Annotated in this window: 20 protein-coding genes and 1 pseudogene; 7 read left to right on the top strand and 14 right to left on the bottom strand. The window is 72.2% G+C overall.

Annotation, left to right across the window (positions count from 1 at the left end):
* Nucleotides 1–179: 179 nt before the first annotated feature.
* From cobT to ACGFNN_RS31625, 6 genes are all read right to left on the bottom strand, one after another.
* Nucleotides 180–3,689, bottom strand: coding sequence for a nicotinate-nucleotide--dimethylbenzimidazole phosphoribosyltransferase (gene cobT / locus ACGFNN_RS31600; protein WP_393561065.1), 3,510 nt, complete (start codon nt 3,687–3,689; stop codon nt 180–182).
* A 332-nt stretch (nt 3,690–4,021) separates the two neighbouring features.
* Nucleotides 4,022–5,245 (bottom strand): precorrin-6y C5,15-methyltransferase (decarboxylating) subunit CbiE, encoded by a 1,224-nt coding sequence (cbiE, locus tag ACGFNN_RS31605; protein WP_393561067.1) that lies wholly within the window; start codon nt 5,243–5,245, stop codon nt 4,022–4,024.
* 119 nt (nt 5,246–5,364) lie between these two features.
* Nucleotides 5,365–6,003: a GNAT family N-acetyltransferase gene (locus tag ACGFNN_RS31610; protein ID WP_362554277.1), complete on the bottom strand. Its 639-nt coding sequence runs from the start codon at nt 6,001–6,003 to the stop codon at nt 5,365–5,367.
* A gap of 141 nt (nt 6,004–6,144) precedes the next feature.
* Nucleotides 6,145–7,011 (bottom strand): MetQ/NlpA family ABC transporter substrate-binding protein, encoded by an 867-nt coding sequence (locus ACGFNN_RS31615; protein ID WP_393561070.1) that lies wholly within the window; start codon nt 7,009–7,011, stop codon nt 6,145–6,147.
* Nucleotides 7,012–7,084: 73 nt separating this feature from the next.
* Nucleotides 7,085–7,756, bottom strand: coding sequence for a methionine ABC transporter permease (locus ACGFNN_RS31620; RefSeq protein ID WP_362554283.1), 672 nt, complete (start codon nt 7,754–7,756; stop codon nt 7,085–7,087).
* Complete coding sequence (locus ACGFNN_RS31625; RefSeq protein ID WP_393561072.1) at nt 7,753–8,820, bottom strand: methionine ABC transporter ATP-binding protein; 1,068 nt, start codon at nt 8,818–8,820, stop codon at nt 7,753–7,755. Before ACGFNN_RS31625 ends, ACGFNN_RS31620 begins: the two co-directional genes overlap by 4 nt.
* 577 nt (nt 8,821–9,397) lie before the next feature.
* Between ACGFNN_RS31625 and ACGFNN_RS31630 the strand changes: the two genes are divergently transcribed.
* Nucleotides 9,398–9,757, top strand: a complete 360-nt coding sequence (locus tag ACGFNN_RS31630; protein ID WP_393561074.1) for a hypothetical protein — start codon at nt 9,398–9,400, stop codon at nt 9,755–9,757.
* 2 nt (nt 9,758–9,759) lie between these two features.
* Nucleotides 9,760–10,206 (top strand): hypothetical protein, encoded by a 447-nt coding sequence (locus ACGFNN_RS31635; protein WP_393561076.1) that lies wholly within the window; start codon nt 9,760–9,762, stop codon nt 10,204–10,206.
* A gap of 57 nt (nt 10,207–10,263) precedes the next feature.
* Here ACGFNN_RS31635 and ACGFNN_RS31640 read toward each other — a convergent pair whose 3' ends face one another.
* From ACGFNN_RS31640 to ACGFNN_RS31650, 3 genes are all read right to left on the bottom strand, one after another.
* Complete coding sequence (locus ACGFNN_RS31640; RefSeq protein ID WP_393561078.1) at nt 10,264–10,767, bottom strand: GNAT family N-acetyltransferase; 504 nt, start codon at nt 10,765–10,767, stop codon at nt 10,264–10,266.
* A 36-nt stretch (nt 10,768–10,803) separates the two neighbouring features.
* Nucleotides 10,804–11,448 carry a sigma-70 family RNA polymerase sigma factor gene (locus ACGFNN_RS31645; protein WP_393561080.1) on the bottom strand — a complete coding sequence of 215 codons (645 nt, stop codon included), beginning with the start codon at nt 11,446–11,448 and terminating at the stop codon, nt 10,804–10,806.
* 328 nt (nt 11,449–11,776) lie between these two features.
* The gene (locus ACGFNN_RS31650; RefSeq protein WP_393561082.1) at nt 11,777–12,940 is read right to left on the bottom strand and encodes a glycerophosphodiester phosphodiesterase; all 1,164 of its coding nucleotides are present in this window, start codon (nt 12,938–12,940) and stop codon (nt 11,777–11,779) included.
* A 232-nt stretch (nt 12,941–13,172) separates the two neighbouring features.
* On the opposite strand from ACGFNN_RS31650, the gene ACGFNN_RS31655 reads away from it, so the two are divergent.
* Nucleotides 13,173–13,844, top strand: a complete 672-nt coding sequence (locus ACGFNN_RS31655; protein ID WP_031097601.1) for a 1-acyl-sn-glycerol-3-phosphate acyltransferase — start codon at nt 13,173–13,175, stop codon at nt 13,842–13,844.
* Between the two features lie 78 nt (nt 13,845–13,922).
* On the opposite strand, the gene ACGFNN_RS31660 is transcribed toward ACGFNN_RS31655, so the two are convergent.
* Nucleotides 13,923–15,470 carry an MFS transporter gene (locus tag ACGFNN_RS31660; RefSeq protein ID WP_393561084.1) on the bottom strand — a complete coding sequence of 516 codons (1,548 nt, stop codon included), beginning with the start codon at nt 15,468–15,470 and terminating at the stop codon, nt 13,923–13,925.
* Nucleotides 15,467–16,018: a TetR/AcrR family transcriptional regulator gene (locus ACGFNN_RS31665; RefSeq protein ID WP_393561086.1), complete on the bottom strand. Its 552-nt coding sequence runs from the start codon at nt 16,016–16,018 to the stop codon at nt 15,467–15,469. The genes ACGFNN_RS31660 and ACGFNN_RS31665 overlap by 4 nt, the downstream gene beginning before the upstream one ends.
* Nucleotides 16,019–16,125: 107 nt before the next feature.
* On the opposite strand from ACGFNN_RS31665, the gene ACGFNN_RS31670 reads away from it, so the two are divergent.
* The gene (locus tag ACGFNN_RS31670) at nt 16,126–16,629 is read left to right on the top strand and encodes a hypothetical protein (RefSeq protein WP_393561088.1); all 504 of its coding nucleotides are present in this window, start codon (nt 16,126–16,128) and stop codon (nt 16,627–16,629) included.
* A 48-nt stretch (nt 16,630–16,677) separates the two neighbouring features.
* Here ACGFNN_RS31670 and ACGFNN_RS31675 read toward each other — a convergent pair whose 3' ends face one another.
* Together ACGFNN_RS31675 and argH are read right to left on the bottom strand one after the other, a co-directional pair.
* A complete protein-coding gene (locus tag ACGFNN_RS31675) occupies nt 16,678–17,649 on the bottom strand; it encodes an aldo/keto reductase (protein WP_393561090.1) in 972 nt (323 codons plus the stop codon).
* Nucleotides 17,650–17,715: 66 nt separating this feature from the next.
* On the bottom strand, nt 17,716–19,149 hold the full coding sequence (gene argH, locus ACGFNN_RS31680) for an argininosuccinate lyase (RefSeq protein ID WP_393561092.1): 1,434 nt from the start codon (nt 19,147–19,149) through the stop codon (nt 17,716–17,718).
* 210 nt (nt 19,150–19,359) lie between these two features.
* Here argH and ACGFNN_RS31685 point away from each other — a divergent pair, with 210 nt between their 5' ends.
* The 3 genes and pseudogenes from ACGFNN_RS31685 to ACGFNN_RS31695 form a co-directional block, all read left to right on the top strand.
* Nucleotides 19,360–20,583, top strand: a complete 1,224-nt coding sequence (locus ACGFNN_RS31685) for a hypothetical protein (protein ID WP_393561093.1) — start codon at nt 19,360–19,362, stop codon at nt 20,581–20,583.
* Nucleotides 20,584–20,625: 42 nt separating this feature from the next.
* Complete coding sequence (locus tag ACGFNN_RS31690) at nt 20,626–21,225, top strand: pyridoxamine 5'-phosphate oxidase family protein (protein ID WP_385022042.1); 600 nt, start codon at nt 20,626–20,628, stop codon at nt 21,223–21,225.
* A 64-nt stretch (nt 21,226–21,289) separates the two neighbouring features.
* A pseudogene (locus ACGFNN_RS31695) lies at nt 21,290–21,988 on the top strand (L,D-transpeptidase); the annotation flags it as partial.
* Between the two features lie 108 nt (nt 21,989–22,096).
* On the opposite strand, the gene tnpA reads toward ACGFNN_RS31695, so the two are convergent.
* Nucleotides 22,097–22,288, bottom strand: a 192-nt coding sequence (gene tnpA / locus ACGFNN_RS31700; RefSeq protein ID WP_393561104.1) for an IS200/IS605 family transposase, incomplete at its 5' end; no start/stop codon positions are given.

A 22,288-nucleotide genomic window follows, 5' to 3' on the forward strand; every position in this document is an offset into this window, starting at 1 on the left:
GTGCTCCTCGTACGGGTGCGGTGTGCTGCGGGCCGCTGCGGCGGTGGAGCGGCGGTGAGGTGAGCTGGGTGAGGCGGTGACGCGTGCGACCACGATACGCGGGCGGCGCACCGGCGGGCCCTGGAGCCCGGACCGCGCCCGGACGGGCAGGTGCTCGTCCGGGCGCGGAGGGGCGGGGGCTACTTCTCCGTGACGCCCGCCGAGTCGAACGTGGCGACGTCGTGCATGGCGCGGGCGGCGCTCTGGACGATGGGGAGCGCGAGCAGCGCGCCCGTGCCCTCTCCGAGCCGCAGGTCGAGGTCGACCAGGGGCCGCAGGCCCAGCTTGTTGAGGGCCGCCACATGGCCCGGCTCCGCGCTGCGGTGGCCGGCGATGCACGCGGCGAGCGCCTCGGGAGCGATCGCCCGGGCGACCAGGGCTGCGGCCCCGGCGCTCACACCGTCCAGGATCACCGGGGTACGCAGGGAGGCTCCGCCCAGCAGGAATCCGGCCATCGCGGCGTGCTCCAGGCCGCCGACCGCGGCCAGCACGCCGATCGGGTCGTTCGGGTCGGGCTGGTGCAGTTCCAGGGCGCGGCGGACGACGTCGACCTTGCGGGCGTGCATCTCGTCGTTGATCCCAGTCCCGCGGCCGGTGACCTCCGCCGGGTCCATACCGGTGTAGACGCAGATCAGGGCGGCGGACGCGGTGGTGTTGGCGATGCCCATCTCGCCGGTGAGCAGGCCCTTGTTGCCGGCCGCCACCAGGTCGCGGGCCGTCTCGATGCCCACCTCGATCGCGGCGAGGACCTCTTCGCGGGTGAGGGCGGGACCGGTGGTGAAGTCGGCGGTCCCGGGGCGGACCTTCCTGGGCAGGAGGCCGGGTGTCGCGGGGAGTTCGGCAGCGACACCGACGTCGACGACGCAGACCTCGGCGCCGACCTGGGCTGCGAAGGCGTTGCAGACAGCGCCGCCGCCGAGGAAGTTGGCCACCATCTGGCCGGTGACCTCCTGCGGCCACGCGGTGACGCCCTGGGCGTGGACCCCGTGGTCACCGGCGAAGATCGCGACTGCCGCCGGTTCCGGTACGGGCGGCGGGCACAGCCGGGAGAGCCCGGAGAGCTGCGCGGAGATGATCTCCAGCATGCCGAGCGCGCCGGCGGGCTTGGTCATCCTCTTCTGGCGCTCCCACGCCTCGCCGAGCGCCTTGGCGTCGAGGGGACGGATACCGGCGATGGTCTCCTGGAGCAGGTCGTGCGGCTCCTCGCCGGGCAGCGCCCGGCGGCCGTACGTCTCCTCGTGGACGACCCAGGACAGCGGGCGGCGCTTGGACCAGCCGGCCTGCATCAGCTCGGGCTCGTCGGGGAACTCGTCGACGTATCCGACGCAGAGGTAGGCGACGACCTCGAGGTGGTCGGGCAGACCGAGCGCGCGGACCATCTCACGCTCGTCGAAGAAGCTGACCCAGCCGACCCCGAGGCCCTCCGCGCGGGCGGCGAGCCACAGGTTCTCCACGGCGAGGGCCGAGGAGTACGGGGCCATCTGCGGCTGGGTGTGCCGGCCGAGGGTGTGGCGGCCGCCGCGGGTGGGGTCGGCGGTGACGACGATGTTCACCGGGGTGTCGAGGATCGCCTCGATCTTCAGTTCCTTGAACTGCTTGGCGCGGGCCTTGGGGAGCGACTTCGCGTACGCGTCCCGCTGGCGCTGGGCCAGTTCGTGCATCGAGCGGCGGGTCTCGGCGGACCGGATGACGACGAAGTCCCAGGGCTGGGAGTGGCCGACGCTGGGCGCGGTGTGGGCCGCCTCCAGGACCCGCAGGAGCACCTCGTGCGGGATCGGGTCGCTGCGGAAGCCGTTGCGGATGTCCCGGCGCTCGCGCATCACGCGCAGGACCGCTTCGCGCTCCGCGTCGTCGTAGCCGGGGGCGGGAGCCGACGCCGGGTCCGTGGCCGCGGCGGGGACGACCGCCGGGCCGCCGTCCGGCGTCTCGGCCGCGCCGGGTACGTCCACGGGTTCGGGCTCACCGGGGGCGCCGGAGTCCGGAGCGTGCGTCCCCGCGGCGTCCGGCGACTCGACCGGCTCCTGGGGCTCCACGGCCTCCTGGACCGCCTCGGCCTCCGGGGCCTGCTCCTCCAGGGGTGCGTCCGCCGGGAGGCCGGCGTCCGGGGTCTCGATGATCTCGGGACCCGTGCCGTGCTCCGGCGTCCGATCGGCGAAGGTCCGGGGACCGTGCTCGGGCGTCGAACCGGGGAGCGTACGGGGGCCGTGCTCGGGCACCTGCCCGGCGAGGCCGTGAAGGGCGCCGGGTGCCTCGGGACCGGCCTGCGACGGGACGACTGCCTGGGGGGCCGGCACGGGCTCGACGGTCTCGGGCTCCACGGTCTCGGGCTCCACCGGGGCCGGGGTTTCGGCCGGCGCCTCGGGCTGCTCGGCGACGAGCGGCCCCGAGAACTCGGCGACCGCGGGCTCGACCGGCGCGAACTCGGCGACCGCGGGCTCGACCGGCGCCGCCTCGGCGGCGGCCTGCGGCTCGGGAAGGGCCGTCTGCTCGGGAAGGGCCGTCTCCGCCGGAACGGCAGCCTGTGCCGGAACGGGCGCCTGGTCAGCGGGCACCTGGTCGGAGTGGGCCACGTGTCCGGGGCCCGCCTGCTCCTCCGGGACGGCCTGCCGCACCGGCTCCGCGGGCTGCGGTGCCGGCGTGAAGGCGGCCGGGGACTCGGGCGCGACGACCGGGTCGGGCGCGGACACGGCCACCGAAGGCTCGGCGGGGTACGGGTCGGCCTCGGGGCTCACCTCGGGCTCGCCCATGGCCGGCGGCTGCACCGGAGCGGCGGGCTCCGCGGGCGCCGCAGGCGTTTCGAAGACGTGGGGCTCGGACGGGGCCTGTGCGGGGAGCTCTTCGGCGGGCTCGGCCACCGGCTCGACAGCGGCTTCGGGAACCGCGTTCGTGTCCGGGGCCACCGCCGCCGCCTCCGCCGGTGCGGTGTCCGGGGCCACCGCCGCCGCCGCCTCCGCCGGTGCGACGGACTCCTCGGGGACAGCATGCGGTTCGGGTACGAAGTGTTCGACGGCGGGAGCGGGCTCCGCGGCGGCGGAGGTCGCCTCAGGCACGCGAGCCGGTTCGGCTTCCGGCTGCGCCACGGGCTCCTGGGGCGCCCAGGCGGTCGCCGCCTGCGGCGGGATCTCGCCCAACTGCGGGCCGGGCAGCGGCGCCTCGTCCACGGGGAAGTCGAAGTACTCGGGGCCGGTCGTCGGCGGCCCGGCGTGCCTGACCGGCACGGAGTGCTGCGGTCCGGCGGGGCCCCGGTCCGCGAGCGAGCGGACCACACCACCCGTCTGCGGGCCGCCGTAGGACGGCGCCTCCGTGGATGCGGGACCGCGGTGCAGCGGGCGGCGGGCGGGCGCCGCGGCGGCGGCGGGCACCTGGACCGGCGTGTGCGCCGGGATGCGTACGCCGTTGACCTCTGCCACCCCTGCGCCGTACGTGCCGTTCGCGGTCGGCTCCTGCCCCGGGTACTGCTCGGGCGAGGCGGCCGGAGCGTCGCTCCACGCGCCCTGGGCCGCGGGCATCAGCAGGAGGTCGTCGTCCTCTGCGGTGTGCTCGGAGGGTTCGAGGTAGGTGTAGGCGTCCTGGGCGGGGATGCCCGGCTGCTCCACCATGCCTGCGTTCTCCGGCAGTCCCTCGCCCGGGATCTGGCCGGTGTCAGTCATGCGTACCCCTCGCCCATCGTCAGTGCTCCTTCGCCCTTCGCCCGGGATGCCCGAACCACGGCACGCCGGTGCTCGTCAACAAGAACGAGCGGGCTCCCCGCGCGGCACGAAACGCGCGCGGAGGTATACATTCTCGCGGTCGTTCGCCGCCGCGACAGACAGTTCTGCCTCGGCTCGCTGTGGACTGCGCCACGTTGCGCGTCCCCCGGTCACGCCGTACCACATCACGGACCAAAACGGTCCGCTTTTCCGGACATTGACGAACGAAATGTCGAACGTCCGGGCGCGGTACAACAATCGGTCAGCCTACCTCGCGCCTCTCGGCAGGCCGCTCAGGGGGCGAGGTCGGTACGCACCGCGGACAGCAGGAAGACCACGGAGCGTTCACGCTCCGCCCAGTCGGACGTGTCCATCTCGACGGACTGGAGCAGGGCGCACTCCACGGTGTACCCGTTCCCGGCGAGGGCGGCGCCCAGCGCCTCCGCCTCGTCCCGGTTCGAGGCGTGGGTGACGATGCGTTCCGGCCGCCGGTCGGCCACCGCGGTGGCCACGCGGGCGCCACCGCCGCCGATGCGTACGACGTCGGGCTCGGGCAGGCTCTCCAGCACGTGCGGGGCGACGCCCCGGACGACCTGGACACCGACCTGGAAGGTACGGGCGGCCTCGGCCGTCCGGGCGCAGGCGGCGGGGTCCTTGTCCACGGCTATGACCGCCGCGCCGAAGCGGGCCGCCTCCACGGCGAGGGCGCCGCTCGCGGAGCCGATGTCCCAGACCAGGTCGCCCGTGCGCGGGCCGAGCCGCGCGAGCTGGGCGGCGCGCAGGCCCGGGGACTCCCCCTCGCCGTTCTCCCCCGAGCCGCCGTAGGAGGCGGCGGGCAGAGCCCATCCGCGTACGCCCTCGGGGTGGGCGGGGCGCCGGCCGGCGATCCAGGCGCCGCCCGCGGCGGCCTCGGGGCCGCTGCCGACGACGATGACGACGTTGGGGTCGCGCCAGGTGTGATCGGCCGTCTTGTCGGAGGTGAGGACGGTGACCCGCTCCCGTACGGTGCCGAGTTCCTCGCAGATCACGAAGGTGCGGTGCACGTTCTCGAGCAGCAGGGCGAGTTCGGCCGGGCCGGCGCCGGGGGACGTGAGCACCGCGACCTTGTGGTGCGCGCGGATGACGTTGACGGCGCGCCGCAGGGTGCGGGGGTGGGCCACGACGATCTGTGCGTCGTCCCACGGCATTCCGGCCCGGGCGAAGGCGGTGGCCACGGATGACACTGCGGGCACGACCTCGACCTCGAGCCCGTGTTCGGGCTTGCGCAGTGTGCGCACCACCCCGAAGAAGCCCGGGTCGCCGTCGGCGAGGACCACGGCGCTCCCGCGGTGCCCGGCGATCCTGCGGGCGGCCAGGTCGACGCTTCCGAGGCGGATGCGTTCCGCGCGCCCGGGGACCTCGGGGAGTTCGAGGTGGTGGGCGGCGCCGGCGACGAGCGTGGCGGCGGAGAGTGCCGCCGTGGCCGCGCTGGTCAGTGGTGAACCGTCCCAGCCGATCACCGTGACGCGGTCGGCCATCGTCGTCAGTCTCCTGGGGGTTCGGCAGGCGGGGATCTCCGCGAGGTGTGCGGAGCAAGGGTGAGCGTATCCAATCCGCGCCCACGCCCCGCCAGGGGCTCCCGGTGTCCGCGCGGAGGTCAGTTCCAGTCGTTGTAGGCGCCGTATCCGCCCGCCTCCGCCAGCTGCTCGGCGACACCTTCCAGGTCCTCCGGCAGGAGGCCCCAGACGATGAGGTCGGTCCTGATGTCGGTCCAGCCTCCGTCCTCGGTCGCCGTCCTGGCTATGCGGGCGTTGCGCAGCACTCCCTCGCTGATGCAGCCCAGCTTCTGGGCGACCTGCTGGGACGCGGTGTTCCCGGCAGGGGTGCGCAGCTCGATGCGTTCGAAGCCCTGGTCGCGGAAGAGCCACTCGGCCACGGCGAGCACCGCCTCGGTGGCGTATCCCTCACCGCGCGCCCAGGGGGCGGTGATGTAGCGGACCTCGGTGGCCAGGGTGCGCCGGTCGGTGTTCAGGAGGCGTACGGATCCGACGAGGCGCTGGGTGAGGAACTCCGTGACGGCGAAGACGATGCCGCCGCCCTGCGTGCGCTCGGCGGGCGCGATCCGGCGGACCCAGCGTTCCGCGTCGACCTGGGTGTAGGGATGCGGCGCCTCGGTCCACGCGGTGACCAGTTCGTCGTTCATCATCTCGATGTACGCCGGGACGTCGGCCATGTCGAAGGGGCGCAGCACCAACCTGTCCGTGCTGATGGAGATGGACGGGAAGGTTGCAGTCATGCGCAGCTCCATGCCGAAGACCGTGTAAAGGTTCCAGCATGCAGCATCGCGCCGGGTGCCCGCATCGCCGGGTGGGTACGACGGAGCCCCGCGCGGCCCTGGCGGGTCGCGCGGGGCTCCGCGTCAAGTGGTGAGCCCGGGTCAGGACTTGGCGGGCTGTCCGAACGCGGGGATGATCGAGCCCTTGTAGGTGTCCTCGATGAACTTCTTCACCTCGTCGCTGTTGAGGAGCTTCTCGAGCTTCTGGACCCGGGGGTCGGCCTCGTTGCCCTTCTTGACGACCAGGACGTTGGCGTACGGGTTGCCCTCGGCCTTCTCCAGGGCGAGGGAGTCCTTGCCCGGCTGGAGACCCGCCTCGATGGCGTAGTTGCCGTTGATGACGGCGGCGTCGACGTCGTCCAGGGCGCGGGGCACGGTGGCGGCCTCCAGCTCCTTGAACTCCAGGCCCTTCTTGTCCGTGATGTCGCTGAGCTTGGCGTTGGTGCCCACGCCGTCCTTGACGGTGATCAGGCCGTTGGCGGCGAGCAGCTGGAGCGCGCGGCCCTCGTTGGTGGTGTCGTTGGGCACGGCGACGGTCTGGCCGGGCTTGATGTCCTTGAGGTCCTTGACCTTATTGGAGAAGAGGCCGAGGGGCTCGAGGTGGACGTCGACGACCGGGACGAGGTGGGTGCCGTTCTTCTTGTTGAAGTCGTCCAGGTAGGGCTTGTGCTGGAAGTAGTTGGCGTCGATCTGGCCGCTCTCGGTGGCGGTGTTCGGCAGGACGTAGTCCGTGAACTCCTTGACCTCCAGCTTGAGGCCCGCCTTCTCCGCCAGGTTCTTCTTGACGAAGTTCAGGATGTCGGCGTGCGGCGTCGGGGACGCGCCGACGACAAGCGGCTTGGAGGTGTCCGCGCCGGCGCCGGTCTCGCCCTTGGCGGCCGGGTCGGAGTCCGTGCCGCAGGCGCTGAGGCCCAGGGCGAAGGCGGCGGTGACGGCGACAGCAGCGGTGATCTTGATGTTCTTACGCACGAAGAGTGCCTCTTTCCGGTGGTGATGGTGGTGCGCCCGGACAAGGAGTTCGGGCTTCATGGGGAGGGAAGTCTCAGGAGGCGGTGCGGCCGCGACGGGCCAGCAGGCGCACGGCGCCGTCGCCGATGAGCTGGACGACGGTCACGATGACGACGAGCAGCACGACGGTGATCAGCATGAACTGGTCGTCGAAGCGCTGGAATCCGTAGGTGACCGCCTTGGAGCCGAGCCCTTCGCCGCCGACCGCGCCGGCCATCGCGGAGTATCCGATGAGGACGATCACGGTGGTGGTCACGGCGGAGACGAGCGAGGGCAACGCCTGCGGGAGCAGGACCTTGCGGATGATCGTCGGGATGGATCCGCCCATCGACTGGACGGCTTCGACGAGTCCGTGGTCGACCTCGCGCACCGCGGTCTCGACGAGCCGCGCGAAGAAGGGGATGGCCCCGACCGCCAGCGGCACGATCATCGCGGACGGCCCGATGAAGGTGCCGACCACCCAGGTGGTGAACGGGATCAGGGCGATCAGCAGGATGATGAACGGCAGCGAGCGGCCGATGTTCACGATCGCGCCGACGACCTTGTTCACCAGGGTGTTCTGCAGCAGCCCGCCCTTGTCGGTGAGCACGAGCAGGATGCCGAGGGGCAGACCGCCGGCGACGGTGACGAGCGTGGACCAGAGCACCATGTAGAGGGTGTCGATGGTTCCCTGGGTGAGCAGTGGCTGCATCTCGGACCAGGTCACTTCGCCACCTCCTTGGTGAGCGGTGCGGTGGGGGCGGGGGTGTCCGTGGCGTCGGCGGGTCCGCCGGAGACGATCTCGGCCTGGAGTCCCTGTTCGCGCAGGAAGCCGATGGGCACGACGTTCTCCTCGAAGCGGCCGGGAAGCTCGATGCGCATCCTGCCGATCTGCTTGCCGCCCACGGTGTCCATGGCGGCGCCGAGGATCGAGATGTCGATGTTGTACGTGCGGGAGAGCTGCGAGATGACGGGCTGGGCCGCGGCCTCACCGTGGAAGGTGACGTCCACGACGGTGGAGCCCGGGCCGGAGGCGGTGCCGCCGACGGGGAACAGCTCGTCGGCGAGCTCGGAACCGGGGGTGGCGAGCAGGGAGCTGACCGTCCCCGATTCGACGATGCGGCCCTTCCTCATCAGTGCGGCCGAGTCGCAGATCGTCTTGACGACGTCCATCTCGTGCGTGATGAGCAGCACGGTGAGGCCGAGCTCCTGGTTGAGGTCGCGCAGCAGCTGGAGGATCGAGCGGGTGGTCTCCGGGTCGAGAGCGGAGGTCGCCTCGTCGGAGAGGAGGACCTTCGGGTCGCCCGCGAGGGCGCGGGCGATACCGACGCGCTGCTTCTGCCCGCCGGACAGCTGGCCGGGGTAGGACTTCGCCTTGTCGGCGAGGCCGACGAGGTCGAGCAGTTCGAGCGCCTTGGCGGTACGTGCCTGGCCGGAGAGGCCGAGGATCTCCAGGGGGAGCTCGACGTTGTCGCGCACGGTCCGCGAGTCCAGCAGGTTGAAGTGCTGGAAGACCATGCCGATGCGGCTGCGTGCCTGGCGGAGCTCCTTGCCGGCGCGGCGGCCGCGGCCGGCGAGGGCGGTCAGGTCCTGCCCGGCGACCGTCACGGTGCCGGAGGTGGGGCGTTCGAGGAGGTTGACGCAGCGGATCAGGGAGGACTTTCCGGCGCCGCTCTGTCCGATGACGCCGTAGACCTCGCCTTCGCGGACGTGCAGGTCCACCCCGTCCAGGGCGGTGACCTCACGGTCGCGTGACTGGTAGACCTTCGTGAGGCCCGAAGTGGTGATCACAGGGTTTCCGTCACTGTCGAGTGCGCGGCGCGGTGTCCGCCGGGCACGGGGCATTCGTCTGGTGAGACTGTTCTCAGTGGTCGACCGGTGGGAGTCTCGGCATGGTCCGGCCCCGGCAGCCGCCGGGTGCGGGGCATGCCCGGGCCGGCTCGGTCCGCTGGGTGCGGACGGCTCGGGCTCGGTCTCGCTTCGGGGCGCGAGGCTCAGGCGGGGGCCCTCAGAAGGCGCGCATTCGACACATACAACGAGCACCGGGCGTCGGGATCGCCTCGGTCGCAGGGGTGCGGTAGCTCGTCGTGGTCATGGCCCAAGTAAAACAGACGTAACAAGCCACCGATCCGCCGTGTCCGTATAGCGGACACCCCTGGACGCGGCGCCTCCCTCTCTCTTCCCTCTGCGCACACCGCCCTGACCTGCGAAAACGAAGATCTGTGGCTCGACGCCGTACGGAGAGCCCGGCGATCATGCCCTCCGACCCCTGTGGCAAAGGCCACGATCGCCGCGTCCGCGCCCCGTCGGGCCCGCGGCGGCGGGGCCGCACGCCGGGCGGCCTTCGGGCCGTAATACCCTCGACCTCATGCTCGACGCCCTGACGGTCGCGGTCGCCGTGACCGCGCTCGCCCTCGCCGCCTGGTGCGGATTCGCCGCCTACCGCGACCAGCCCACCAAGGACTGGCACTTCATCGGCATGGCCGTGGTCTCCGTCCTGGCACTGGCGCAGTTGCTCGTGGGCGTCGTGCAGCTGGCCCGGGGCGAGCGGCCCGACCAGGGCATGACGATCTTCATCGCGTATCTGATCGGCGCGTTCGCGACCGTACCGGCGGCAGGTCTCCTGTCGCTGTCGGAGCGGACCCGCTGGGGTTCGGTGACGGTGGCGGCCGGTGCGGTCGTGCTCGCCGTCCTCGAAGTGCGGCTCTACGACATCTGGGGAAACTGACCATGAGCGACACCGGCCGCGCGGACGCGCCCACCTCTTCCGCCCCGGAGCAGAGGCAGCAGTTCGAGCTCGGCAGCGGCCCGGGACGGGTACTCGTCTGGTTCTACGGGGTGTTCACCGTGGCCGCGGCGTCCCGCTCGATCGTCGAGATGATCCTCGACTTCGGGAAGGCACCTCTGGCCTACACCCTGTCGGCGGTCGCCGCGGTCGTATACGGCTTCATCACGTACTCGCTGGTGCGGGGAGGCGAGAAGGCGCGCAGGGCGGCGCTGATGTGCTGCGCCGCCGAGCTTGCGGGTGTGCTGATCGTCGGCACCTGGACCCTGGTGGAACCTTCCGCCTTCCCGGACAGCACCGTGTGGTCGGGCTTCGGGATGGGCTACCTGTTCATCCCGGTGATCCTTCCGGTCACCGGGATGATCTGGCTGCGCCGCGCCCGCCAGGCCTAGGGCCTGTCCGGCGGATCAGGTGCGGGGCGAGCCAGGGACCAGGCGTGCGGGGGCCGTTCAGGCGCTGGTCGCGAAGGCCGGGGCTTCGGCGTCCTTCTCCAGCAGGACGAGCCTGACGCCGTCGCCCCCGGTGGTGCTACCCACCAGGGTGTAGCCCGCCTTCCGGTAGAGCCGGAGGTTGCCCTCGCTCCGCTCCCCCGTGTGCAGACGGAAGCGGGTGGCCGAACGTCCGTCCGCCAGACCGGATTCGGCGGCCCGCAGGAGGCGGCTGCCGAGTCCGTGGTTGCGGAGCCTCGGGTGGACGCAGAGCTTGCCGATCCGCCCCGTGCCGTCGGTATCGCTGGATCCGCGTACGGAGCCGACCACTTCGTCACCGAGCCTGGCCACGAACACCAGGTCCGCGGCGACTTCACCGCGGACCGAGTCGAGACTCTGGACCAGGGGTTCGATCCGGTAGTTGCCGTAGAGCTCCGCCTCGCTCTGGAAGCAGAGGTACTGGAGCCTGAAGATCTGCTCGACGTCCCGCGCTTCCGCCGCCGAGATGGTCACACTCATGCCCATGTGTGCATGCCTCCCGCTCACCTGTCCACCGGTTGTCTACCGCTCCATTCCCCACCGTTCAGGAGCCGCAACCTCGGCCGCGAGCATTCTGCGCAGACATCCCAGGCATCGGGAGCGCATAGGACCCAAACTGCCCTGTGACATACCCAACTCCCCTGCGATCTCCCGGTACGTCGGATCGTGGGGAGCCATCATCGCCTCGAGTAAACGAGGACACCTGCCGGGGAGCCTGCGCACCGCCGCGCGCAGCGCCCTGTGTTCGGCCGCGCCCACCGCGAGGCGTTCGGGGCAGCCGCCCCAGTCGCCCGGTGGCCCCTCCTCGGCGTATCCGCGTTCACGGAGGCTTCTGCGGCGGGCCGCCCGCGCCTCCGCCCTGACCGCGGCGCGTACCCAGCGGACGGGATCGGCGAGCACGGCCGCCGGGCCTGTCCGGCGCTCCAGCAGACGCAGCCAGACCCCCTGTTCGAGATCGGCGGCCTCGGCGCCGGCCGCCTGGGCCTCGGCGCCCGCCTCCGCGCGCACCAGTGCCTCCAGCGCCTCGACGAGCGCCTGACCCACCTCGCCCTCCGCCTCCTTCGGGGCGCGGGCGGGCCCGGGAGCCGGCAGCGGCGCCCCGGTGGATCCCGGAGCGGGGACGGGCTTCTCGGCCGGAGCGGCGGAATCATGATCAAGAAGAACCATGCCCCGTCAACGCTCCCCGCGCGCGGGCGGTTGCCGCACGCGGGGAGCTCCACCCGACCGGGGCACGGGAGGCCGGAGGCTGACGCGCCTAGGACCTGTCCGGTGGATCAGGTCGCGGTGGGGTGGCCCGCGCGCTTCTGTGCTGGTGAGCGGGGTCTGGTGCGCCTAGATGCAAGGCGGAGGAGGGCGCAGATGGGGTCTCCCCTGCTCGAACGGAGTTGAGAGCTGGAGGAAGGAGCGTTGGCAACCGACGACAACGCCGCAGGTCGGCGCACCAGACCCCGCGCCCGCGACAAGATCCGCCGGACAGGCCCTGACCGTGTACCGCTCAGTCCCGGGCGAAGTCCGCCGCGGCGAGCAGGGCGGTGTCCGGGTTGTCCGAGAAGATTCCGTCGATGCCCGCCTCGAAGTACGCGCGGGCGGCGCCGAACACGTCGCCGTACGCGTGGGGATCGGTGCCGCGCCTGAAGTCCGCGGGCAGGAAGCTGTTCTCGTTGCGCAGGGTGTAGGGGTGCAGGACCAGGCCGAGCTCGTGCGCGTCCGCGACCAGGGTGGTGGGGGTGGTCAGCCGGCCCGCGCCGTCCTTGGGGATGACCAGGTCCAGCGTGGGCCCGATGCCCTGGGCGAAGGAGGCCATCCACTTCAGTCCGGCGGGCGTCACCAGGTCGGCGACCGTACGGGGGTCCCCGGACTCCACGAAGTCCCAGGGCCGTTCCTTCGGGCCGGACAGCAGGACCACCCGCGGAGTGGCGACCAGCTTCGCGAGCCGCCGCACCGAGCCCGGCTCGAAGGACTGGAGGATCAGCGGGGAGTCGGCCCGGTGCCGGCCGTACCTGCGCAGCAGCCTGGCGAGGGGCTCCTCCAGGCCGAGCCCCAGGCCGCGGAAGTAGGAGGGGTGCTTGGTCTCGACGTACAGCCACACGGGCCGGCCGCGCCGGCGGCCCTCCGAGTCGGCCCAGCGCAGGACCTCCTCGAAGGTGGGGATCTGCCAGCGGCCGTCGTACAGGGTGATCTCCTGGCGGTCGGCGGGGATGCGCTCCTTCGCCCGGAGGGTCTTCAGCTCGGCGAGCGTGAAGTCCTCGGTGAACCAGCCCGTGATCGACACACCGTCGACCTTCTTGGTGGTCCTGCGGCCGGCGAACTCGGGGTGGTCCGCGACATCGGTGGTACCGGTGATGTCGTTCTCGTGGCGGCAGACCAGATGGCCGTCCTTCGTCGGGACGAGGTCCTGCTCGACGATGTGCGCGCCCATGTCGAGCGCCAACTGGTACGAGCCCAGCGTGTGCTCGGGCCGGTAACCACTGGCACCGCGGTGGCCGATGACGGTGGGCACGGGCAGGTCGCGGTAGGAGCCGCGGCCCCTCTCCCCGCGGTCCGCGGCGCCACGCCCGGCGGCGTGCGCCGTTCCGGTGACACCGAGGGCGGCCGTACCGAGGACCGCGGCTCCCAGCAGTCTCCGCCGGCCAGGCCCGTCCTGCGTGCGCTCTGTCATGGATGCTCCTCGCATGTGATGTCCGGCACCTTCGAGCGAGGCCTGAGCGTAAGCAGCTACGCCGTCCGGGGGGCGGCGGGTGGACGAACATGGCGGAAACACACGTCAACACTGCGTATCCACCGGGTGAACCCGATGTGCGGCGAGGCGGTACCCGCGAGTATCGTCCTCACCTGCACATACCCTCGCGAACACCCGTACCGGCCACCCGGCCACGACACCGGAGGATGCGTTGTCCCGACTCACGGTCATCAAGGCAGTGCTCGGACCGATCCTGCGTCTGCTCTTCCGGCCCCAGGTGGAGGGCGTGGAGAACATCCCGGGGACCGGTCCGGTGATCCTCGCGGGCAACCATCTGACCTTCATCGACTCGATGATCATGCCGATCTGCTGCGACCGGCCGGTGTTCTACATCGGCAAGGACGAGTACGTCACCGGCAAGGGCCTCAAGGGCCGGCTGATGGCGTGGTTCTTCACCGGCTGCGGCATGATCCCGGTGGACCGGGACGGCGGGCGCGGTGGTGTCGCGGCGCTCATGACGGGCCGCCGGGTGCTGGAGGAGGGCAACGCCTTCGCCATCTACCCCGAAGGCACCCGCTCCCCCGACGGCCGCCTCTACCGGGGCCGTACCGGTATCGCCCGGCTGACCCTGATGACCGGCGCGCCGGTCGTGCCGTTCGCGATGATCGGCACCGACAAGCTCCAGCCCGGCGGCGCCGGGCTGCCCCGCCCGGGCAAGGTGACGGTGCGTTTCGGTGAGCCCATGGAGTTCTCGCGCTACGAGGGCATGGACCGCGACCGCTACGTGCTGCGGGCGGTGACGGACTCGGTGATGGCCGAGGTGATGCGGCTGTCCGGCCAGGAGTACGTGGACATGTACGCGACCAAGGCCAAGGCGGCCTGATCCGCTTCGGACTCCGCCCCGGCCGGCCCGGGTCGTGTCCGCCGAGCCCCGCGTGTTCCCGGGACGGGACCGCGGGGCTCATTCGTCGGGGATGATTCCCTCCTCCAGTTTCTGCCCGCGCAGGAGGAACCACGCCGCGGTCGCCGTGGCGAGCAGGACCACCGCGCCGACCGCCGCCGACACCCTCAGCCCGTTGACGAAGGCCTCCTGCGCGGCGAGGACGAGCTCGCTCCCCTGCTGCGCGGGCAGGTGTTCGGCCGTCTCCACGGCACCCCCGAGCGACTCGTGGGCCTTCTCGACGGCGGAGGCCGGGATGCCGGCGGGCGTGCCGAAGCCCTGGTAGATGCCCGTGACGATGGAACCGAGCAGGGCGATGCCGAGCGCGGCACCCAGCTCGTACGCCGTCTCGGAGACGGCGGAAGCGGAACCCGCCTGCTCCTTCGGGACGCTGGAGAGGATCACGTCGGAGGTGACGGTGAAGGCGAAGCCCGCTCCGACGCCCACCACCAGCAGGAGCACCCCGATCAGGGGGTAGCCGGTCTCCTTGTGGATCACCGTGACCACGGCGAGGCACACGCCGATGGCCCCCAGGCCGCCCGCGACCACGGAGCGTACCGACCAGTGGCGTGCGACCCGGCCGGCCAGGAGCCCCGCCGTCACCGCGCCGACCGCGGCGGGGAGTTCGGCGAGACCGGCTTCGAGCGGTCCGCGGCCCTGGACCAGTTGCAGGAACTGCGAGAGGAAGAAGACGATCCCGGACAGGCCGAGGATCGTCAGCAGGTCCGCGAGGACGGCGCCGGAGAACCCCCGGTGGTGGAAGAGCCGCATGTCCAGGAGGGGGGAGGGCAGCTTCAGCTGACGGCGCACGAACCAGAGCAGCGCCAGGAACCCCACGACGGCGACGACGACGTTCATCCAGCTCAGCCCGTGTGCGGCGGCCTCCTTGATCGCGTAGACCACCGCGACCATGCCGACCAGGGACAGCCCCACGCTGGGCAGGTCCCAGGGGCCGGGGGACGGGTTCTTGGACTCGGGGATGATCTTGATGCCCACGACGACCAGGACCGCCATGACGGGCAGGTTGATCAGGAAGACCGATCCCCACCAGAAGTGCTCCAGCAGGAGCCCTCCCACGACCGGTCCGACCGCGGCGCCCGCCGAGGCCATGGCGCCCCAGATGCCCACGGCGAGGCTGCGTTCCCGCGGATCGTGGAAGAGGTTGCGGATCAGGGCGAGCGTGGAGGGCATCAGGGTGGCGCCCGCGACGCCGAGCAGCGCACGGGCCACGATCATCATCTCGGGGCTCGACGCATAGGCGTTGAGCACCGACACCGCCCCGAAGGCGGTGGCACCCGTCAGCAGCAGCTTCTTCCGGCCGATGCGGTCGCCGAGACTGCCCATGGAGACGAGGAGTCCGGCGATCACGAAGGAGTAGACGTCGCCGATCCAGAGGAGCTGTGTACCCGTCGGTTCCAGGTCCTCGCTGAGGAACGGCGTCGCGAGTCCGAGCACCGTCGCGTCGACGGCGACCAGCAGCACGGCGAGGACGAGGACGGCGAGGGCGATCCATCGGCCCGAATGGTGCGGGTCGCCCGTGACGCCCGCCTGTCGAGAGGTGCTGCTCATTCCTCCACGCTCCGGCGTGCTCCGCCCAGCAGCAACTCGACGATCATGTAGGAGAAGTCCTGGGCGGCGACCCGTCCCGCCTGGACGGCCCACGCGCAACTGCCGATCAGGCCGTACAGCGCCTCGGTCAGCCACGCCGGGGAGAGGTCGATCCGGAATTCGCCGTTCTCCTGCCCGCGGCGGAAGAAGGCGGCGACGCGCGCGTCCAGCCGGTCCCAGCCGGGGTTGATCCCGTCGCCCTCGAAGAGCTGACTCTCGGAGACCAGGAAGGACAGGAGTCCCGCACTCGGTTCCACCGCCGCGACGAGCCGCCTGAGGGCTTCCTCGGCGGGCCCCTCGTCGAGCGAGGCGGAGTCGAGCGCGGCTTCGAACTCCCGGATCCCGAGCTCCTCGAGCGCGCCGACCAGGGCGTCCCGCCCCGCGAAGTGCCGGTGCAGGGTGGCGCGTCCGATGCCCGCCGCGCGGGCCACCTCGTCCATGGTCGCCGAGGACTTACGGGTCAGCAGCGCCGCGGCACTGCGCAGCACCTGGTCACGATCAAGAGGCATGAGACGAGAGTAGCCCACATGAGACATCATCGTCCCATGCCCGTGATCCTCACCGCCGTACCGGTGAATCTGCCGGTGGCAGCCGGGCGAGCGGGCACCATGGGGCCATGAAGCCGCTGCTGCTGATCGACATCGACGGTCCGCTGAACCCCTACGCGGCTCTGGCCCACCGCCCCCTCCCGGAGGGGTACGAACTCCACCGGATGCGGCCGACGGGATGGCAGGACGGCCCCGCGCTGCCCGTGCTGCTCAGCCCGGCACACGGTGACGGGCTCCGGGCGCTCACGGACCGGTACGAACTCGTCTGGGCGACCACCTGGAAGGACGAGGCGAACAGGTGGGTCGGCCCCCGCATCGGGCTGCCCACGCTGCCGTACATCGACTGGCCCGCGCCGCCCGCTTCGGCCGGCGCGGACGGCGTGCACTGGAAGACCCGCCCTGTCGTCGACTACGCGGACGGGAGGCCCTTCGCCTGGGTCGACGACGAGATCTCCGGGTACGACCGGACCTGGGTCGAGGCGCACCACCCCGGTCAGGCCCTGCTGCGGCGGATCGATCCCGGGGTGGGGCTGGCGGGCGAGGACTTCGAGGTGCTCGCCGCCTGGGCGTGAGCCGGACGGCCGTGCGGAGGTGGGCGGCCGCCCGGTCCCGGTGCGGGTTCAGCTCCAGGGCAGCGAGGCGCGGTGGCGCCAGTAGGCCTCCGGCTCCTCCACCAGCGCGGCCAGCCGGTCGAGCCGGTCCGGGTCCAGGTCGAGCAGCGGGGCGTGGAGGTTGGCCGCGAGCTGGGTGGCGGTGGCCGCGCCGGACAGGACGACACCGGCCCACGGCTGGTGGAGCACGAGTGCCAGAGCGACCGCGTCCGCGTCCAGCCCGGCCTCGTCGCCGATCTCCCTGAGGACGGCGGGGGCCTCCGTTCCGGCGAGGCGGCCGTTGGCCATGGCCTCCTTGACGATCACGGTGACCCCGGCCTCGTGGGCCTCGGCGAGCGCCTGCCCGGCGGAGGTCTCCAGCGCGTTGAAGGTGGCCTGGACGGTACGGAACAGGGGTTCGCCGTCCACGGTCACGGCCAGCGCCGCCCGGATGGCGTCGGCCTGTCCGGGCCCGCTCGCGGAGAACCCGACGGTGGTACCCGTCGCGGCGAGCTCGGCGAGGCGCGCGTGCAGGTCCTTGTCGCCGAGGGCCGGGCTGTCGGCCGTCAGCGAGTGGACCTGGTAGAGGTCGAGGCGGTCGCCCAGCAGCGCGGCCGTCTCGGCGTGCTGGCGCTCGAAGGCCGCGAGGCCGTGGTCCTTCACCTCGTGCGTCTCGGCGTCCGGGCGCCAGTCGCCGGTGTAGGTGTAGCCCCACTTGCTGCCGACGACCACGTCCGCGGCCTCGGGGCGGGCGGTCAGCCACTCGGCGAGGAACTCCTCCGCGCGCCCGTAGGAGCGGGCGGCGTCGACGTATCGGACGCCCTGGGCGTAGGCCGCGTCCAGGAGTTCGTGGGTACGGGCGCGCAGCGCGTCCACGCTCCGGTCGTCCGGGAGGTCGCGGTCACGGTGCGGGGTGATGTAGCCGGGCCTGCCGACGGCGGCCAGGCCGAGCCCGATGTGGGAGGTCGGGGTGGTCGCTCGGTTCAGGCGGGCGAAGGGCATCGCGGGCTCCTCTGGGTCGGTCGTTCCGAACGCCTTCCCGGCAAGGTAGCCCGCGATGCCTGCGAATCAGCCCCGCGCGGTCGCCCAGGCGTGCTGCGTCACCAGGTCGGCCTTCACCTCGGCCAGCTGGACGGCGACGGCGGAGGGGGCGGTCCCGCCGCGCCCGTCGCGGGAGGCCAGCGCGCCGGGCACGTTGAGGACCGTGCGCACCTGCGGGGTGAGGTGCGGGGAGATCTTCGCGAACTGCTCGTCCGTCAGCTCGTCGAGCTCGATGCCCTCCTGCTCGCACACCTTCACGCACTCGCCCGCGACCTCGTGCGCCACCCGGAAGGGAACGCCCTGCTTGACCAGCCATTCGGCGATGTCGGTGGCGAGCGAGAAGCCTGCCGGGGCCAGCGCCTCCATGCGCTCCCGGTTCACGGTGAGCGTCGCCATCATGCCGGTGAGGGCGGGGAGCAGGATCTCCAGCTGGTCGCAGGCGTCGAAGACGGGCTCCTTGTCCTCCTGGAGGTCACGGTTGTACGCGAGCGGCAGGGCCTTAAGGGTCGCCATCAGCCCCGTCAGGTTGCCGATGAGACGGCCGGCCTTGCCGCGCGCCAGCTCGGCGATGTCCGGGTTCTTCTTCTGCGGCATGATCGAGGAGCCGGTGGAGAAGGCGTCGTGGAGGGTGACGAAGGAGAACTCCTTCGTGTTCCAGATGATGATCTCCTCGGCGATGCGGGAGAGGTTGACGCCGATCATCGCGGTGATGAAGGCGAACTCGGCGACGAAGTCGCGGGAGGCGGTGCCGTCGATGGAGTTGGCGACGGAGCCGCCCTCGAAGCCGAGGTCCGCCGCGACCGCCTCGGGGTCGAGCCCCAGGGAGGAACCGGCCAGCGCCCCGGAGCCGTAGGGCGACACGGCGGTCCGCGCGTCCCACTGCCGCAGCCGCTCCGCGTCCCGGGACAGGGGCTGCACATGCGCCAGGACGTGGTGGGCGAAGAGGACGGGCTGCGCGTGCTGGAGGTGCGTGCGACCGGGCATGGCCACGTCCGGGTGGGCCTCGGCGAGCCCCACCAGCGCGTCCTGGAGCTCGGCGATGAGTCCGCCGATGATCCGGGCGTGGTCGCGCAGGTACATCCGGAAGAGGGTGGCCACCTGGTCGTTGCGGGAGCGGCCGGCCCGCAGCTTTCCGCCGAGGTCGGGGCCGAGCCGCTCCAGGAGGCCGCGCTCCAGGGCCGTGTGGACGTCCTCGTCGGCGATGGTGCCGGTGAACGAGCCGTCGGCGACCGCGGCCTCGAGCGCGTCCAGGCCCTCGATCATGCGGGTCAGCTCGTCCTCGGTGAGCAGACCGGCCTTGGTGAGCACGCGCGCGTGGGCACGGGAACCGGCGATGTCGTAGGGGGCGAGCCGCCAGTCGAAGTGGACGGACGCGGACAGCTTGGCCAGCGCCTCGGCCGGACCGTCGGCGAACCGGCCACCCCAGAGGCGTACGTCGCTGTTTCCGGTGCCGTTGCTCACTGCGTGCTCCTCGGGAGTACAAGGGGTGTGCGTCGCCTCACGGCGCCATCGCATATGGCATAACTATGCAATGGTCTGCATGCTTTGTCAAAGCAGTCGGTCCGCCGTCGCCGGAACCGCGGAATCCGGGGCGGGCGGAAAAGGGCAGGCCACGCCCGTACGTCCGCCCGTACGATTCGGCGGACCGCACACGAGCCGCCCGGGGGACGGATGTACATCGAAGAGGAACCCGCCGACCGCCTCGCGCGCGGCGTCCCGCTCCACGAGGCGCTGGACACGTCCGTCCCGGCTGCCTGGACCGAACTCGACTCGGGGATACGCGCGCGCGGCGCCGGTCCCGCGAGTCCCCTCCCCACGCGCCACAGCCTCCGCGCACTCCCGGAGGGTCCGCCGTCCGCCGCGCAGGAGCCCTTGATCGCGCTCGCCCTGTGCCACCCGAACGGCAGGGTGCGCGAGGCCGCGCTGAAGCGGGCGGCCGGCGTCCCCGGCCTGCTTCCCCTGCTGTTGGTGCGCAGCACCGACTGGGCGCCACCGGTCCGCGACCGGGCCCGGGAACTGCTCGCCGGCACCACCGCTGCGCAACTCGCCCCGCTGGCACCGCTCGTCCTGGCCCTGGCCGGGCGTGACCGGGGCGGCTTCGCACTCGCGGCGCTTGAGGGCGCGCTGCGCGAGTGCCCGGCGGACGATGTCAGGCCACTGCTGGAGAGCGGTGACAGGGCCGTACGCAGGTTCGCGCACCGCGTCGCCGTCGACCGCCGGCTGCTGAGCGCGGCCGAGCTGGCCGCGACCGCCGCCGGCGCCCAGGACGACGTTCGGCTCCAGGTCATCTGCGCGGAGGCGGCGCTCGCCCTGACCCCGGACGGGGAGGGCTTCGACTCCGTGGTCAGGCCCTTGCTGTCGGCGAGGTCACCGCAGGTCCGGGCCACCGGGGTGACCGGACTGCGCCGCACGGGGCGCCACGGCGAGGCGGCCGCGTACCTGGCCGACCGGTCGGGCCTCGTAAGGGCATGCGCCCGGTACGTCCTGCGGCAGGGCGGCACCGATCCGCTCCCCCTGTACCGGTCGATGTGCGCGGAGCCGTCGGAACACCCCGCGGCGGCGGCCGGGCTGGGCGAGTGCGGTACGCGGGACGACGCGGGCGTCGTCGAGACCCTGATGGCGCACCACCACCCGTCCGTGCGCGCCCACGCCCTGACCGGGCTGCGCGCCCTGGACGCCGTGCGGGCCGTGGCGGTGGAGCCGCTGCTCGACGACCCGGTACCCGCGGTGGTGCGGGGCGCGGCGCGGGCTCTGCTCCCGTACGCCGCCGGGCTCGACCGGACCCGGCTGCTCGCGCGGCTCGGGCCGGACCGGCCACGCGCCGCGCGTACGGCGGCGCGGCGGCTCCTGGACGCCCAGGACCGTGCCCGCGTCCGCGGGCTGCCCGGAGTGTGAAATCACCGGCTCGCCGTGGAAGATCCGCAGCAGAATGCCCTCATGGGAAAAACACATGAACGCATCGAGGGCCGGCTCCGGACGTTCATCGAGGAGCAGCCGCTCTTCTTCACCGCGACGGCGCCCCTGGGTGACGACGGCACGATCAACCTCTCGCCCAAGGGCGTGCGGGGTTCGTTCGCGGTGATCGACGAACTGACCGTGGCCTACCTCGACTTCGCCGGCAGCAACGCCGAGACGGTCGCCCACCTCCGGGAGAACGGGCGCATCACCCTGATGTGGTGCGCCTTCCAGGGCCCGCCGAACATCGTCCGCGTCCACGGCCGCGGCGAGCCGGTCTTCCGTGACGACCCGCGCTTCCCCGGTCTGCTGGACCACTTCCCCGGGGTGGACCCGACCCCCCACGGGCTCCGCGCGATCATCGTGGTGACCGCCGAACTGGTGCGGGACACCTGCGGTTACGCGGTGCCGTTCATGTCGTACGACGAGGACCGCTCCCTGCACGCCGACCGCTTCCGGCGTGAGGACGACGAGAGCCTGAGCGCCTACTTCGAGAAGAAGCCCGACATCGCCACCAGCATCGACGGGCTGCCGGGTGTCCCGCTGCCCCTGCCCGCGATGCCCTCCCCCTCCGCCGGGTGAGGCGCTGGGCCGTACGGAGCAGGCGCGGTGGGGCCGCTTCCCCGCGCCCCGTACGGTCCGGGGCATGCGCAGACTCCTGGTGACGGTTTCGGTCCTGCTGGCGACGGCCGGCTCGCTCGCCGCGGTGCCGCCGGGGCCGCGCCCGCTCCCCGGACGGCTGGCCGACACCGGCGGCGGGACCCAGCTGATCACCGCCGAGGCTCCCGCCACCACCTCCACCACCGGGACCGTCACCTGGTGGGACCGGCGGGCCGGCGGCTGGGTGGCCGTGGGGTCTGCGCCCGCCCGTTTCGGTGCGGGCGGCCTGGCCGACGGCGCCACCCGCGCCCAGGGCACGAACACGACGCCCACCGGACTGTTCGACGTGCCGTACGCCTTCGGTACGGCCGCCACGCCTGCCGGGACCCGGTACCCGTACCGGCGGATCGGCGCCGACTCGTGGTGGTGCCAGGACAACGACTCCCGTGCGTACAACCGCTGGGTGGAGCCCAGGCCGGGCGACTGCCGTGCGGACGAGGCCGAGCACCTGGCGGACTACCCCACCCAGTACGCCCGCGCACTCGTCATCGGCTTCAATTACCACCGCCCGGTGCGCGGCAGGGGCGCCGGGATCTTCCTGCATGTCGACGGCAGGGGAGCGACCGCCGGCTGCGTCTCGGTGCCGGCGGCCGCCATGGCGCGGATCCTCGGCTGGGCCGATCCGGCCCGGCGTCCGCACATCGCGGTCGGGACGGCGTCCGGCCCGACCGCGATCACCCGCTACCGGATCTATTCGCAGTGCACCGGGCTTCAGCCCGGTGATGAAGCGAATCTGAGAGCTGCTCTGACCTCGGCTGTGTGCACGGATCCGCGCTGTTCACCTCAGCCCGGGTCAGTGCGGCCGGTTCTGCTGCTCGATGTACTGCTTCACGATGCTGAGCGGCGCACCGCCGACGGACCCGGCGAAGTACGAGCCGGACCACAGGCGCTGGGCCCGCCAGTAGTGGCGCACGAGGTCGGGGAACTCTTGGCGGAGCCTGCGCGAGGACACGCCTTTGAGGGAGTTCACCAGCCTGGACACGGC

It is taken from the genome of Streptomyces sp. NPDC048590 (assembly GCF_043199535.1).
Lineage (GTDB): Bacteria > Actinomycetota > Actinomycetes > Streptomycetales > Streptomycetaceae > Streptomyces.